Below are 15,668 nucleotides of genomic sequence, written 5' to 3' on the forward strand. Positions count from 1 at the left end.
CACAAGCGGCGCGATGGATTCGAATCGCGAACGTGCCCGGGTATTGCATCTGCATCCGCCGCATATGCGCGTACGCAAGCACCAGTCGCACTCGCTGCATCAGGGCGAGCGCGTCTGGGCGGAAACGAACTGCTACGTCGACTTGTGGATTGAATTGCTGCATGGCTACGGACTCGATCCGCGCGCCGCGCTTGCCTTTACCGTCACGCAGGACTTCGAGGGAGACCAGTTCACGTTCTTCAAGTTTCCCCTCGAAGACCTCGACACGCTTTACGGCATGCAGGTGCAGGAACTCGCGATCTACGATTCGCTGGAAGACCGCGTTCGTACGCAAACCCAGCGCGGGCATACCGTGCTGGCCGAAGTCGACGCGTTTTATCTGCCCGATACACGCGCGACGTCGTACAGGCAGCAGCATACGAAGACGACTATCGGCGTGGATTTCATCGATACACGTTCGCGCCGGCTCGGTTATTTCCACAACACGGGTTATTACGTGCTGGACGGCGAAGACTACGAGGGCGTGTTCCGGCAGCTTCCCGAATTCGCGGATCGCCCGGAGATCCTGTTTCCGTATGTGGAATTCTGCAAACGCGCACGGCCGGCGCTGACCGGTACGGCGCTCGCGGAAGCATCGGCGGATTTGCTGGTCGCGCATCTGCAGCGCCGCCCGGCTCGCAATCCAATAACACAATGGCGTGCAGCGTTTCCCGAACATCTGGAAATGCTGTTCGAACGCGGCGAGAGCGCCTTTCATCTCTACACGTTCAACGTGATGCGGCAACTCGGATCGAATTTCGAGTTCCTCTCGCGTTATCTCGTGTGGATGCGCGATCGCGGTTTCGCGATTCCCGACGCAATGCCGACAGCGGCGCAACGCATCGCGACGGAATCGATGGTCATGCAGTTCCGGCTCGTGCGCGCAATCACGCGCGGGCGCCGCGATCCGTGCCACGAGTGTTTCGATGTGCTCGAGGAATCCTACGATCAAGTCATCGGACCGCTTGCCGCGCTGATTCGCTAACAGGTATGTAACAACCGGTGCCGCGGCCGATACACTCGCGCCGCGTTCCGGCTGCACACACTATAAGAAGAAGGTTGTCTCGACATGGCCTTCGATCGTCATACGGGGAAAACACCATGCGCGTCATTACGCCTGGCGTGCTCACGCCTTGCTCATCCGCGCCCGCCGAGTCCACACCGGGCGCCTATCTTCCACAAGACTTGTCCGATGGCTGGCAGTGCGTGAGCACACCGGCCGGCGCGTATGCGACGCCGGCGGATCTGCCCTCGTCTGGCGTGACGGAAAACACCGGAAGCTGGATCGACGCGCCCGTGCCCGGCACGGTTGCATCGGCGTGGAGAGCGGCGGGGAAGCTCGATATGGAATCGCCTCCCGCGTTCGCTTTCGACGACCACTGGTACAAACTGGTGTTATCGGGAAAAGGCGCGCGCCGGGTGCGCTTGAACGGACTCGCCACGATTTGCGAAGTCTGGCTCGACCACACGAAATTGCTCGATACAGATTCGATGTTCGAAGCGCATGACATCGATATAAACCTCGACGGTCAGGCAACGTTGTACCTGTGCTTTCGCTCGCTCACGGCGGCGCTCGGCGCAAAACGCGGCCGCGCGCGCTGGCGCCCGCGGCTCGCGCAGCCCGCGACGCTGCGCAATGTGCGCACCACGCTGCTTGGCCACATGCCTGGCTGGTGCCCTTCGGTGCAGGCCGCCGGCCCTTGGCGCGCAGTGCAGATGCTGGGTGAATCGGTTACATCGATTGATCGCGTGGACTTGAAGACGAGCCTCGATGGCGACGACGGCATCGTGCATCTGACCGTCCGCTTCGTGCATCCGCAGACGCAACAGACGGCGCGTGCCCTGTGCAGGGACGCGTCGATTACGCTGCAATGGCAGGACGCGCAAACGATTGGCGGCACCTTGCGCGTGCCCAACGTGCCGCGCTGGTGGCCGCATACGCATGGCGATCCCGCGTTGCACGAGCTCACGCTCGAGTTCGCGAATCACGATGTGGTGTCGCTCGGGCGGATCGGCTTCAGGGAGATCACGGTGGATCGCGGCCCTGCAGGCGATGGCTTTCAACTCGTCATCAACGGCGTGCCCGTCTTTGCGCGCGGCGCATGCTGGACCACTGCAGACCTCGTCTCGCTCGATACCTCCCGTGACGAGGCGCAAACGTTTTTCCAGCTTGCTCGCGACGCAGGCATGAACATGTTGCGCGTGGGCGGCACCATGCTGTACGAGTCCGATGCGTTCTATGCTTTGGCCGATGAACACGGACTTCTAGTCTGGCAGGACTTCGCGTTCGCCAATTTCGATTACCCCAACGATCCCGCCTTTATCGCCAGTGTTCGGCGCGAGGCAGAGCAGTTCTTATCAAGAACGCAACGCTTTGCATCGCTCGCCGTGTTGTGCGGCGGCAGCGAAGCCGACCAGCAAGCGGCCATGCTCGGACTGCCGCCGGCCATGCGCACGCAAACGTTATTCACGCAGCAATTGCCGTCGATATGCGCCGCAAAACGGCCCGATGTCCCATACGTAGTGAACTCGCCGAGCATACCTGCAGTGAACGACGGCGAGCATGCGTGGCCCTTCGCCACGCGCGCGGGCATCACGCATTATTACGGCGTCGGCGCGTACCAGCGTCCACTGGACGACGCCCGGCGCGCGAACGTCCGATTCGCCAGCGAATGCCTCGCCTTCGCCAACGTTCCGGACGATGTCGCACTGCACGCCGTGCCGCATGCATCGATGCCGCATCAGCCACGCTGGAAAACCGCCGTGCCCCGCGATCCGGGCGCAAGCTGGGATTTCGACGATGTTCGCGAACACTACTTGCGCACGCTTTATTCGGTCGATCCGGTGCGTCTGCGCTATGAAGATCCCGAGCGTTATCTCGCCTTGTCGCGCGCCGTGGTAGCTGAAGTAATGGGCGAAGTCTTCTCGGAATGGCGCCGTGATGGCTCATCTTGCGCGGGCGGAATCGTCTGGCAGCTACAGGACATCAGGACGGGTTCGGGCTGGGGCTTGATCGACGCTCTGGGCACGCCTAAAAGCGCGTTACACGGGCTCGCACACGTTTTCCGTCCGGTAACTGCACTTATCACCGACGAAGGCCTTGACGGCCTCGATATCCATCTCATCAACGAAACGGCGACGCCAATCAACGCGCATCTGGAACTCGTGTGCCTTCGCGATGGCGCCACGAAAGTCGCGAGCGCATCGCGTGATGTAACACTTTCGGCGCGCACCACGACGCGTTTGCAGGCTTCAGACGTGCTCGGCCAGTTCTTCGATTTCACCTATGCGTATCGATTCGGTCCGCGCGCCCATGAAGCGACCGTCATCACCCTGCGCGACAAGGCAACAGGGGCTGTGCTGTCAGAAGCATTCCATTTCCCCGAGCGTGATCTGACGCAACGTCACGACCTCGGACTGGAAGTGCGCCTGGAGCATGATGCATACGGTGGATGGGAAATCGTGATGCACGCCAAACGTTTGGCACGATGGATCCATGTGGTCGATCCGCACTATCGCGCACGCGATGAATGGTTTCATCTTGCGCCGGGTGTCGAACGTCGCATTGCGCTCGTTGCTCGTGAACGAAACGCTTCGCACACGCCACAAGGTGAGGTTCGTGCGCTGAACGCAACGTTTTCAGTTCAGTACCAACGCGTGCAACGAAGCCTGCCAGCGAAGGCCGCATAAGTCCCGCGCGCCCTTGCGGGCGTGTCAAGCCAGAGTGCGGGGCACTTGCGTTCGTTAGCACACGCAGATGGTGGAACAGTTCTGAATCATTTTTTAAACAACCGATGAATGCCTGTACAAGCGTTCGCAATTCACCCGTTGCAAGGCCCATTCGCGGGCATGAAAGAAACCTGGACAGGCCACCAGTAAGGCATTGCGCAGACAAAAGGGTGCGCTGCATCAATCACACCGATAGTCCGGCTCAAACATGCTCCCTGTTCAAGAGTGAAACAAAAACATCCATCTGCAGATTTCCCGATACCACTCGCCATGCACAACCCCATGATGGCATTGAGATTGACCATCGCTGGCACGGTCCTCGCTAAATGAGTTGCGCAACGCGGTAACGTCGAAAAATGAAATCAACTAAACGACGATGCTGCGCTGCTTACGGGGCTGGTCGCGAAACGTTTCGATGAATGCCGTCAGATGCAATCACGGAACGTTTCGCTGGCCGGTAAATAAAAAGTAAGGCGCAATGCGCACAGTCACGAGAGAAGAACATCATGCTGACCCTTCAGTCCGACCTGCACGGTAATCATCTGTTGGGTGCGCTTCCCGCGCACGAATGGCAAGCTCTTACGCCTCACCTTGAACTGGTTCAGCTTCGCACGGATCAATTGCTGTGCGATTCGGGTCAACGCATTCATCACGTGTATTTCCCCACCACCGCCATCATTTCGCTCCTCCACACGATGGAAGACGGCGGTTCAGTCGAGATCGCAGCAGTCGGCCGCGAAGGCATGACCGGCGTGCCCGTTCTGACTGGCGGTGAAACCATGCCGACGCGCGTCCAGGTGCAATGCCCGGGCTTCGCTTATCGCATGAGCGCTTCAGCATTGCGCGAACAGTTCGGCCGCTCGGATTTCCTGCGCCGCCTGATGCTCCTCTACATGCAAGCCCTGCTCACGCAAGTGGCGCAAACGGCAGCATGCAATCGTCATCACTCGCTCAACAAGCAACTGTGCCGCTGGTTGCTGATCGAGATCGACCGCACTTCTTCGAACCAGCTTCAGGTCACGCAGCAACTGATTGCCGACATGCTTGGCGTACGTCGTGAAGGCGTCACCGAAGCCGCAGGCAAGCTGCATGACGCCGGACTGATTCACCACAGCCGTGGTTGCATCAAGGTGCTGGATCGCGAAGGCCTCGAAGCGCGCGCGTGCGAATGCTACGGCATCGTCAAGCGTGAATTCGACCGGCTGCTTCCGCGTCTGCGCCAGGCTGCCGAAGAAGTGCATTGAACCCACGGATTAAGCGATCAGTGGGGAGTTGCAGTCGTTCGCACCCTCCTCTTCTCGCAGCCCCGATTCAATGTGACGACGTTCGCCTGCATAGCAGACGCAACCGTGCGATTCATAAAAACATAATCATGCTTTCGATATTTTTGCATCGAACGGACTTCGCTCGTGCGTGATTATCAAGTTGCTTGTTTGACCGTTATTTGAATGTTGAATGACCGCTTATCGATCATTAATCGCCGTGCAGTTTTTGAAAATGATTTTGATTTAAAGCATCACGAGTCAAGGGTCAAGGCGCTATTTGTGTGAACTAAGACGCCCGCGTGCGGAAACGCACTTACCGGCCCTGCCAGAAACGCCACGATGTCACATCGAACGGCCATGGGCGCGCCTCGACTATCGCGTCAACGCGAGTCAGTGCAAGCAGCCGGGAAACGAAGCGAAGCAGCATAGCGAATAACAATTTTCAAAAAGACGCAGCGGTCTCCTGCCATGCGTCTTTCAACCTGCAGTTCTTCCTGTGTGAACACCCGCCAGATTTCCAGGGCTGGGAGTGCTAGCTGTTGTTTCGAGTGGCTGCTGCGAATGGGTGGACCGGGGAGAAACCCATTCGCAGCGAAACCGAATGACGCTATCAAAGCGCTCACGTCATGCACAGGAAGGACTACCTACGCGCACTGCGCGTTGACGGTCAGGAGACTTTGCGCTGGGGACATTCAGCGTATCCGTAACGCGAGGACCACCTAATATGAATATCAAACTACTCGTTTCACTGCTGGCTGGCGCAACCTTCACAGCATCGTTGACCGGTTGCGCAATTGCACCCGGACCGTATCTCGATACCGATCGTCTCGACCAGACGCCGGCGCCCGACAGCGTCGCCCAGGCGAACGTGAAGTATCACGTGACGCCTATCGATGTCAGCTACTTCGAAACGCATCCGCAGCTCAGCGATGAATCCCTCGCAAGCGTCTGCCCGCTCACCTGCCTGACCAAAGACACGCGCAAGCTCTATGCGTATCACATTGGCGTGAACGACCAGATCAGCATCACCGTCTGGGATCACCCCGAGTTCAACTCGAGCGGCATTGCGGCAAGCACGGGAGGCGCAGGCCTGCCGCCGCTGCCGGCTGGAACCGCGGGCAACACGGGCGCACCGGTGAACACAGCAGCTGGTGCAACGGGTCCTGAAGCGGGTGGCGTGACAGTGCGCGTTGCCAACGACGGCACCATCTTCTTCCCGCGCGTTGGCCGCGTGCAGGCTCTCGGCAAGACGCCGCAGCAACTGCAGGCATCGCTTACGCAGGGTTTGTCGAAGACCATTCGCAATCCGCAGCTCGACGTGCGCGTGTCCGGCTTCTACAGCAAGCAGGTGCAGGTCACCGGCGACCTGAAGACGCCTTCATCCATGCCGATTACCGACGTGCCGCTGTCCGTTATTGATGCGATCAACCGCTCGGGCGGTGCGAACGCCGACGCCGATCTGCAGAACGTAGGCATCACGCGCGACGGCAAGCGCTACGCAGTCGATGTCGCCGCCCTCCTCGATCGCGGCGATATCCAGCAGAACGTGCTGCTGCAGGACGACGACATCATCGACGTGCCGGATCGTACGAAGAGCCGCGTGTTCGTGCTCGGCGAACTGGCGAAACCGCAAACCATTCCGATGAACCGCGGCCGCCTGACGCTCGCCGATGCACTGGCGAACGCCAACAGTATCGACCCGCGTTCGGCTGACCCGCGTCAGATCTACGTGATCCGCGCGCCGGAACAATCGAAGGGCGGCATGATGAAGACGGCCGCATTGACCACGGCGAATGGCAGCATGCCAGGTGCGCGTCCGCTCGATCTAAGCGTGTACAAGCTCGACATGACGCAAGTCGATGCGTTGATGCTGATGACGCAGTTCGAGTTGCATCCGCGTGACGTGATCTACGTGCAAGTTGCCAGCGCAGCCCGCTTCAACCGCGTGCTCGAGCAAATCTCGCCGACGATCCAGACGCTGTTCTACACCATCCAAACGACCCGCTAAACACGTGTCACGTGTTACGCCTGGAGTGCGACATGAGTACTTATGAAATGCTGGAGCATTCGCCCGCGCAAGCCAAGGACGACGAGTTCGTCTTGCGCGACCTCGTGCGGATGATCACGGACCAGATCTGGTGGGTGCTGGGCATTGCGCTCGGCATCTTGCTGGCCGCCGTGCTGTACGCAAAGTTATCGACGCCGATTTATTCCGCCGATGCCCTCGTGCAAGTCGACACGCCGAACACGGCCGCGCCGGCCAACAATCAGGGTTCGCTCTCTGCAGCGCTGGCGCCCACTGGCGGATCGCTGCACGCGGACTCGGAGATCGAGATCATCAAGAGCCGCGCGGTGATCGAACCGGTGGTGGATCAGTTCAACCTGAACTTCAGCACGGCGTCCAACGTCATGCCGTTCATTGGACGCATCACGCCGTTGTTCGCACGCAATGGGCATCCGCTGCCTGCACTGTTCGGACTCGACACATATGCGTGGGGTGGCGAAGCGTTCAAGGTGGACTCCATCACCGTGCCGGCAGCCATGCAAGACCAGCGCCTCACGCTGCGTGCGTTGGGCAATGGCCGCTACGCATTGCTCGATGCCGATAACCACGAGTTGCTCCAGGGCCTCGCCGGCAGCATGGCGAAGGGCAATGGCATTACGTTGCTCGTCAGCCAGCTCGTGGCGCGTCCCGGCACCGAGTTCTACGTCACGCGTGCTTCGCAGCTCGAAGCCGTGCAAGCGTTCGGTTCCGGCATGCAGGTTGGTGAGAAAGGCAAGGACACCGGCATCATCCAGATCTCGTACAGCGGTTCGCAGCCTCTTTACATCACGCAAGTTGCCAACGCCATCGCCGCTTCGTACCTGAAGCAGCGCACGGAACGTGCGCAGGAAGAAGCGAACCGCATGCTCACCTTCCTGAACAACGAACTGCCGCGAGTGCGTGACGAGCTGCATGCAAGCGAAACCGCATTGGCGCAGTATCAGACGACCGCCGGTTCGTTCCAGCCGACGCAGGAAGCGCAGACGTATCTTTCCGGTGGACTCGACTACGAACGCCAGATCGCCGCACTGCGCATGCAACGCGTTCAGTTGCTGCAACGCTTTACCGACGGCGCCGACGAAGTCCGTGCAGTCGATGCACAACTCGCCGCGTTGAACGTCGAGAAGTCGCGCTTCGATAACCAGTTCAAGACGCTGCCAGGTTCAGAGCGTCAGGCTGTGTCGTTGCAGCGTGAAGCCAAGGTCAACTCCGAGATCTACGTTGCACTGCTAAACAAGACGCAAGAGCTTTCGATCAGCCGCGCGGGAACGGTCGGTAACGTGCATATCATTGATATGGCGCTTGTCCCCTCGCAGCCTGTCAAGCCGAAAGCTGCGCTGATCATTGCCGCGGGTGGTTTGCTCGGCGTGATTGCCGGCGTGGTGTTTGCCTTCGTGCGCCGTTCGTTCTTTGCGGGTGTCGATGATCCGGAACTCGTTGAGCGCCGTTTCAATCTGCCCATCTTCGGCGCGATTCCGTTCAGCACGGAACAGGCACGGCTGGATCGCGTGCGCCTCGATCGTCCGATGGCGTTGCCTTCGTCTTCAGCCAAGGGCGGCATGAAGCGCCTGGGTACGCAGACCGTTGGCGACTCGATGGGCACCACGCTCGGTCTTTCCACCAAGACGCCTGTCGCGATGGCGTTGCAAAACGCCACGGTTCTGCCGGCCGCAAACGTCGGCAAGCAGCCGCTGCTTTCCACGACGCATCCGTTCGATACATCCATTGAAGGTCTTCGCGGACTTCGCGCCACGCTGCAATTTGCATTGGTCGATGCACCCAATCGCGTGATCGCGATCACGAGCCCGGCGCCTGGCGATGGCAAGAGTTTCCTTGCCGCCAACCTGGCAGCGTTGCTCGCCGAGTCCGGCAAGCGCGTATTGCTGATCGATGCCGATTTGCGTCGCGGGCGTCTTGCGCACTATCTCGGGAAGTCGTCGAATGGTGGTCTTACCGAGTTGTTGACCGGCCAGACCGACTTCGAGATGGCGGCACGCGAGACCGGTGTGAATGGGCTGCACTTCATTGGTTCGGGCGCGCATCCGCCGAATCCGTCGGAGATCTTGACGTCGAGCCGGTTTGCTTCGTTGCTGCAGGCGTTTGAGAAGCAATTCGATCTCGTCATTGTGGATACGCCGCCGTTGCTGGCTGTTCCGGATGCTGCGGTGATTGCGAGCCTGGCTGGATCGACGGTGCTCGTCATGCGCTCGGGCGCTCACTCGGAGAAGAATATCGCCGATGCACTGAAGAAGCTTAAGCGTGCGCGGGCGCGGATTGTGGGTGGGGTGTTGAATGCGATGCCGGCGAAGAGTGGTGGGCGTAAGGGGACTTATGATTATGCTTACGCTTATACGTATTCGAGCGATCCTTCGGCGGTTGATGTGAAGCATTGAGGGTAGGGTTGGTTGCACAATTAGGTGGGCGGCCACGCCCATAGCCAAGCGCCCGCGAAAGCGGGCGTTTTTGGTTTTTGAGGCCGGAGGCAGTATAAGAAAGTCTTGCTGAACGCCGGAATATTGCGGTTTTAACTGCCTGCGCGGTAGTAGAAGAGCCAGCCGCGCCTTTGACCGCAGTAAGCGATTTCTCAGCTGCGTACGCCGCAGCGAACTTGGGCGCGTCGAGTTGGTGATTGCGCGAAACTTTTCAAGCTGTCTGCGCGGCAGCGAACTCGCTGTCATGGAGCTGGTGAACAAGCGGTCAGTTTCTAAGCTGCCTGCGCGGCAGCGAACGCGAGAGATTCGACGGGGCAGCAATAGCGACTTTTCTAAGCTGCCTGCGCGGCAGCGAACGGCGCGATCGTCTGCCGTGATGCTTTTCACGCTTTCTAAGCTGCCTGCGCGGCAGCGAACGCATCGGTGGCAGTGACGCGGCAGCCGCGATCTTTCTAAGCTGCCTGCGCGGCAGCGAACATCAGATCATGGGGTATCACTGGCAGCGCTTATTTCTAAGCTGCCTGCGCGGCAGCGAACTGAATTTGCAAAAGGCATAGGAGCACCACCATTTTCTAAGCTGCCTGCGCGGCAGCGAACACTCCGCGCTGCTTGCGCGAGGCGGGGTCCATTTCTAAGCTGCCTGCGCGGCAGCGAACGAGGTGCAGTACCGAGCGCAGCTACTGGCGTTTTTCTAAGCTGCCTGCGCGGCAGCGAACCGCGTCGATGCGACGGCCAACGAGCTGTCCCTTTTCTAAGCTGCCTGCGCGGCAGCGAACCTCGTTGATCTGATGGGCGCGGCGGTGGATGATTTCTAAGCTGCCTGCGCGGCAGCGAACCGAGTTTCAGCTTAGACGCGCGGCCGCCGCTCTTTCTAAGCTGCCTGCGCGGCAGCGAACTATGCACTTGCACGCTCGACCTGATGACCGTATTTCTAAGCTGCCTGCGCGGCAGCGAACAGTTGAAAAATGAAAATGCGACATTGCGCGACTTTTCTAAGCTGCCTGCGCGGCAGCGAACACATAGCGATACTCGTAATGTCCACCGGGGACTTTCTAAGCTGCCTGCGCGGCAGCGAACGACTATCTGCGTAAAAGCGGTCGCGGCGTTGTTTTCTAAGCTGCCTGCGCGGCAGCGAACCTTGGTAGCGGTCAGCGAGTGCCAGGCAGATTTTTCTAAGCTGCCTGCGCGGCAGCGAACGTCTCGGCATCGACGGCACGCCGTTCGTGCAGTTTCTAAGCTGCCTGCGCGGCAGCGAACATTGCTTAAGCTCTTCGAGCGCGACATGCTCTTTTCTAAGCTGCCCGCGCGGCAGCGAACCGGCTGGACTGCGGACTACCGCAAGCTCGCACTTTCTAAGCTGCCTGCGCGGCAGCGAACCGGTTGAAAGAGCGCGTCAGCTTGCTAGAGGTTTTCTAAGCTGCCTGCGCGGCAGCGAACTTTATTGGTGAGGGCGCTGCCGTGGGTATCGATTTCTAAGCTGCCTGCGCGGCAGCGAACCATATCGCCGAGATTCGGCACGTCGGGATATTTTTCTAAGCTGCCTGCGCGGCAGCGAACGAGCGGGGCATCACGTTCGCGCGTTTTACTCTTTTCTAAGCTGCCTGCGCGGCAGCGAACTAGACCAAATCAACTGTAAGCAATTGAGTCCAAACAGAATAAATACTTGGCGCTCGAATTCACCCAAATCGTCATCCCAACGCCAACTCGTTGATTTATCTGCCACATCGACCCAATCCAAAAAAAGGGTCTAGAAACACGGCACGGTCGCCCCTTGACTCAGACCATAACCATTAAATTTCCCTGACACTCCGGCCAACGCCACCGCCTGATCGATGAACAAGCAAAACGACTCTCCAGTACTAGCGCTTCGCATTTGTACATAAGGCAGATTCGGCGTTCGCTCAACGCTATCGGGTATCGCCGCGGCCGCTTGTTCAATGCTCTCGTCCTTTCGCCGCATACGGCGGCGGCGCATGCGTTCGACGTTCGTCTTGAACTGACGGCGTTGTACGATCTGATACGTCGCACCGTCCGGTATCAACGCAACTGCCGACACCGCCACGTGATCGCGCATGCCTTGCAGCCAGGAGTGCGCCATCAAACCCAACAGAGTTGCCTCACCGCCGTGCAGTCGCACTACCTTTCCCAGCGAACGCGGACGCAAGCTGTATTCGGGAAAGCTGACGCCAATGTCCTCGCGCCGAAGCCGCACGAGCGCCTTATGCAGTTTCGCCACGAGCGCACCTAGCAAATGCACCTGGCTAAATTCCGGATCGGGCAGCAAAGTGATATTGATGAAATGTGTCGTCATGGCCATCAGCTCGCGTCGCCGAACACCCCGCCGCGAATCAGCACGGCCATGACAAAATGCTGCTGCTCCACCGGCGGCACCCGGTCTTTGAGCAGCCAGTCATCCAGTAACGTGTAGAAGTCCTGCTTTTGCTTGGGCTGGCGATAAGCCTTGCCTTGCGTGGTAACCGATCCATAGGGCTCGACCGCGATCGGACCCATTTCGTGCGCGCCGTCATACCAGGTATCGATGGTTCGCAACGCATTGCCGATTTTTTGCGAATGGATCGCAGCCACGTCCTGCACGTGATAAAGCGTCCTGCTTTTCTTGCTAGCGTTTTTGTCCAGTATCAGTTCCTGCGAGGGAAACACTTCTTGTCCACAGCCAATGCGCAGGTAAGCGGTCACTTGAAGCAACACATGCGCACGACCCGTCAGGCCCTCGGCGATCAAGCCGCCGAGCGTCATGACGCTCTCATCGAGTTCATTCAGCGCACGTAGATTTTGGGTCAATGCATTGAAAGACCAGACCTGTCCGGGCTGGCCGTTTTGCAGGCGCGTCACCTCGACCTGAACACTTTCCGCTCCCATCCGATTGCGCCACAGAAAGCGTCCATTGGCCAGGTTGGCAGCATAGCGATTCGCTAATTCAACAAAGCCATGTTGCACAACGTAATCATTCACCACGCCTAGCAATCTGGTTCGATACGCGGCGCCATTGCACGCCGAGGGCGTTCCCGCTCCGGCTAGCACGCGCAACGTGAACTGCACTTTGAGCGTGTCGGCTTCGACAGGCAGCGTGGCAACATCCACGGTCTGCAAGTTGGCATTTGCTATGGAAGCATCCAGTTTGGACGAATCCTGTTCCTTGATCTTGAGTCGATTCGAGATCGTGCCGCGCACCGACTTCTCACGAAGCCGGATTGGTGGCCAAACCGCTGAGTTGGCACGGTCATCCCAATTGCCCGCATGAAACACGGCATCGGAAGGATCAAGTTTGCGTTCGAAAGCGAGAACAGAAGCGGTATTCAATTTTTCAGACACGATATACATCCTGCAAAAGATAAAAGATGGCAGACAGATTCAATCGAAGTCGGGCATATCATCGTCCGCCCACGTAGTGGCAGACCCGGCGTGAACGTAACCGCTGCGGCAGCGGTACAAACCAGTCGAGGCGTCGGTTTCCGGACGCCACATAAGTTCCTGCAGATCGTTGAGCCGATGCGGACTGATCCACTGACCAAACGAATAGACCGACTCGACAAACACGAAAGGCGTGGTCGCATCGCGCGCATTCGCAACCTCGCCAGCCGGCAATGTTTTCGTCAGGGCGGCATAGCCAACGGGTATAGGCACCGTCCAGCCCTCGCCTTTTTGTTTTGATGGATCTGCCCAACGCTGTTTTTTGGCATTGGGGTTCTCCGCCTTGTGCTCGGATGGCTCGTCAGGGACAGGTCTAAAGTTGAATCGCGCAGCGTCGAGCCAGGCATCGAGCAACGTGGCGTCAGGCAGTTCGTTGCGCAAAGCCCGATGGCGGTCCGCCAGCAAATCGTCGCGTCCGACCAGCGCGTAGCCAGGCAACCATTGACGTCGCCAGCGAGCAAACATGCGTGCCCGCTCTTCGTGATTTTCCGGAATCACTGCCATCCACGGGCGCGTGCGTGTTCCTGGCATGGGATGCACGAACAGCAACGTCCCGCCCGCGATCCGCATGCGCGTCACAATGTCCGCAATGTGCGTAGTCCATTCAGACAGCCGTGCTTCTTGATCCAGTGCCGACCCAGAACCATGTGCCATCAATTGCGATGCGGGCAGCTTCACTTCGAACACCACCGTGAGCTCCAAATGAATCCGGCCCTCTTCCACGATGGCTGCGCTCTCGCCGTCCTTGTTCAATGGATTGCGCGTTAGCCGAAATGTCTTGACGTAACCATCCGTCACTTGCTCTTCGTGGCGATGACAGACCATTCCTACTTGCTCCAGCCTTAGCGGCATGCCGGCGTTCGTTAGCTGGCGTTGCAAAGCCCACATCAGCCCGGTGAACGCGGTAATGGACGGAAAGCCATGGGTGAGTGGACTGGAAACGGCATTGGCGTTTTGCACGCGCAAGCGCGGCAGGACAAGTAAAGCTCGCGCGTGGAAATCCTTCATTGCGTGGCTCATAGGCCTTCCTGCGATGCTGTTAATTCATCGTGCGTTTTTCGGACCGGGATATGTCTCGTCGCATCCATGCGTTCCCGGGTCTGACGCAGTTGCTGCATCCACGACCCATCGTCGTTCATGAGTATTCGCCGCCATTCGCGAGACTCGGCATAGCCGATGTCCTGCAACTTGTCTTGCAATTGCCCATTGAGCCATTTGCTGAAACGCTCGCCTATTTGGGCTGGCCAGTCCATGAATTGCCAACGGCTTGCAAATGCGCTTTCGTCCGGCAGTTCCGCGCGAAGCGGATCAAGCCACAGCTTCTCTTCATCGGCCAGATCGTCGAACGCTTGCTCGCGTGTCCAGCCGGCAGGAAGATGCAAAAGTTCGCCGCCATAGATAACCAGTTCATCGACAAGCCGATTCACAAGGCCGCTTCTACGCTCACGCGTATGTACGTTCTGCGGCGGATCACTCTGCAAAAACGTCTTTAATTCGCGCACGGTCGCACGTACCGAAAGTCGTGAGCCAAAGGTGCGTTCAAAAATCGTCTTCGTGTTGACTGGAAGCGGATTGCGCCTGCTTTTCCAGAAAGGCGGCAGCGACGCCAGCAAATAATTGTTGCCACGGCGTTCGCTATTAAGTTGCGAAATATTTTGCGGCTTTGTGCCGCCCTTTTTCTGTATCGCAAGATCCCTATATTCTCGATAAACCGCATCGTGCGGGATACCGTCGCGTCGGGCCTGACGTGCTTCCTTGTTTTTTTCGCCGAACCGGGCGTCCTGAATCTCGTCGTACACCGCTTGGGCTAGCGATGTGGCGTAAAGCGGCGCCAGCAAGTGATACTGCGCGTCATCGTTTGCATCGTCGCCTACCAGCCAGTACAACTGCTTCGCCCGCACATGCGAACTCGCGGCGTCTTCGCGTTTGGCCGTCAGGCTGACCAAAGCGTCGCGAATGGTTTCAGCTTCAATGGGATCAGTGCTTAGTGCCTGCAAGGCGTCCGGATCGTTCGTAGCAAGCGCCCGCAAAAGACTGCAGCCACCGACTTCGAGTTTGAGGAGTGCGCAGACGTCAAGTGCCGCCGCGTTACCTACCACGTCAGTCGCAAAGTTTTCGCCAAGTGCGTGACTGCCTAGTTCATCGAGTCGCGGCAACTCTGAGGGCTTGACGTAGAGATTGGTGCCACGTGCATCGGGGTGAACGGGTTTGAGCGAATGTGTGACCGCCTGAATCTGTTTGACCCGCTGGGCGGCGCTTTCCAGCCACGGACCACGTTGATGCTCGGCAATCAGTTGTGAGCGTTTCAAGTCGGCGGCCGAGAGCTTGTCGAGCTTTGCCTGGAGACGGTCATGCAGGAATGCATCGATGGCGGCGCGGAAACCGCGATGGTTTTGGGTTACTGGTGAATCAGGCATCAGTTTCCTTCCAAACTAAAATCAGGGAGAATCCCCTGCTCGTGAACACGACCAAGGGAATGAAGCTGGCCTCCCGTTTCAAGCTCTTCTAAGCATGCGACAGCTAGCCACAATAGACCCTCCTTTTAAAAATTTAATTTTGTTAGATATCCATACTTTTTGCGTGAAATGTTAATCAGGTCAACGTCGATACTTATAGTTTTCACGGGCAGAAACTTGACCAGCTACCGTACACCGTCAATCACGGTATTAAGCAAACGCAGAGTATATTGGCTTGTGGCCACGAGTTGACTTGCAAGAGGTAAAATTT

The 15,668-nt window shown here is 58.5% G+C and carries 9 protein-coding genes and 1 CRISPR repeat array; of the genes, 5 read left to right on the forward strand and 4 right to left on the reverse strand.

What is annotated here, in order from left to right; genetic code table 11:
* Positions 1-64: 64 nt before the first annotated feature.
* From ASG35_RS24825 to ASG35_RS24845, 5 genes are all read left to right on the forward strand, one after another.
* Positions 65-1,024 carry a DUF1839 family protein gene (locus ASG35_RS24825; RefSeq protein WP_056364615.1) on the forward strand — a complete coding sequence of 320 codons (960 nt, stop codon included), beginning with the start codon at positions 65-67 and terminating at the stop codon, positions 1,022-1,024.
* 116 nt (positions 1,025-1,140) lie between these two features.
* Positions 1,141-3,729: a glycoside hydrolase family 2 protein gene (locus tag ASG35_RS24830; RefSeq protein ID WP_162244441.1), complete on the forward strand. Its 2,589-nt coding sequence runs from the start codon at positions 1,141-1,143 to the stop codon at positions 3,727-3,729.
* A gap of 545 nt (positions 3,730-4,274) precedes the next feature.
* Positions 4,275-5,012: a Crp/Fnr family transcriptional regulator gene (locus tag ASG35_RS24835; RefSeq protein WP_056364021.1), complete on the forward strand. Its 738-nt coding sequence runs from the start codon at positions 4,275-4,277 to the stop codon at positions 5,010-5,012.
* A gap of 745 nt (positions 5,013-5,757) precedes the next feature.
* Positions 5,758-7,041 carry a polysaccharide biosynthesis/export family protein gene (locus ASG35_RS24840; protein WP_056364023.1) on the forward strand — a complete coding sequence of 428 codons (1,284 nt, stop codon included), beginning with the start codon at positions 5,758-5,760 and terminating at the stop codon, positions 7,039-7,041.
* A 32-nt stretch (positions 7,042-7,073) separates the two neighbouring features.
* On the forward strand, positions 7,074-9,470 hold the full coding sequence (locus ASG35_RS24845) for a polysaccharide biosynthesis tyrosine autokinase (protein ID WP_056364025.1): 2,397 nt from the start codon (positions 7,074-7,076) through the stop codon (positions 9,468-9,470).
* Positions 9,471-9,657: 187 nt separating this feature from the next.
* A CRISPR array of direct repeats spans positions 9,658-11,126; the repeat unit is 28 nt; unit sequence TTTCTAAGCTGCCTGCGCGGCAGCGAAC.
* A 130-nt stretch (positions 11,127-11,256) separates the two neighbouring features.
* On the opposite strand, the gene cas6f is transcribed toward ASG35_RS24845, so the two are convergent.
* Genes cas6f through csy1 form a run of 4 tightly spaced genes read right to left on the reverse strand, consistent with a single transcriptional unit; the run spans position 11,257 to position 15,358 of the window.
* Positions 11,257-11,820: a type I-F CRISPR-associated endoribonuclease Cas6/Csy4 gene (gene cas6f, locus ASG35_RS24850; RefSeq protein ID WP_056364620.1), complete on the reverse strand. Its 564-nt coding sequence runs from the start codon at positions 11,818-11,820 to the stop codon at positions 11,257-11,259.
* Between the two features lie 5 nt (positions 11,821-11,825).
* A complete protein-coding gene (gene csy3 / locus ASG35_RS24855; protein WP_056364621.1) occupies positions 11,826-12,842 on the reverse strand; it encodes a type I-F CRISPR-associated protein Csy3 in 1,017 nt (338 codons plus the stop codon).
* Positions 12,843-12,881: 39 nt separating this feature from the next.
* Complete coding sequence (csy2, locus tag ASG35_RS24860) at positions 12,882-13,961, reverse strand: type I-F CRISPR-associated protein Csy2 (RefSeq protein WP_235527706.1); 1,080 nt, start codon at positions 13,959-13,961, stop codon at positions 12,882-12,884.
* Positions 13,958-15,358, reverse strand: a complete 1,401-nt coding sequence (gene csy1, locus ASG35_RS24865; protein ID WP_056364028.1) for a type I-F CRISPR-associated protein Csy1 — start codon at positions 15,356-15,358, stop codon at positions 13,958-13,960. The genes csy2 and csy1 overlap by 4 nt, the downstream gene beginning before the upstream one ends.
* Between the last annotated feature and the right edge of the window lie 310 nt (positions 15,359-15,668).

This window comes from Burkholderia sp. Leaf177, assembly GCF_001424345.1.
Lineage (GTDB): Bacteria > Pseudomonadota > Gammaproteobacteria > Burkholderiales > Burkholderiaceae > Caballeronia.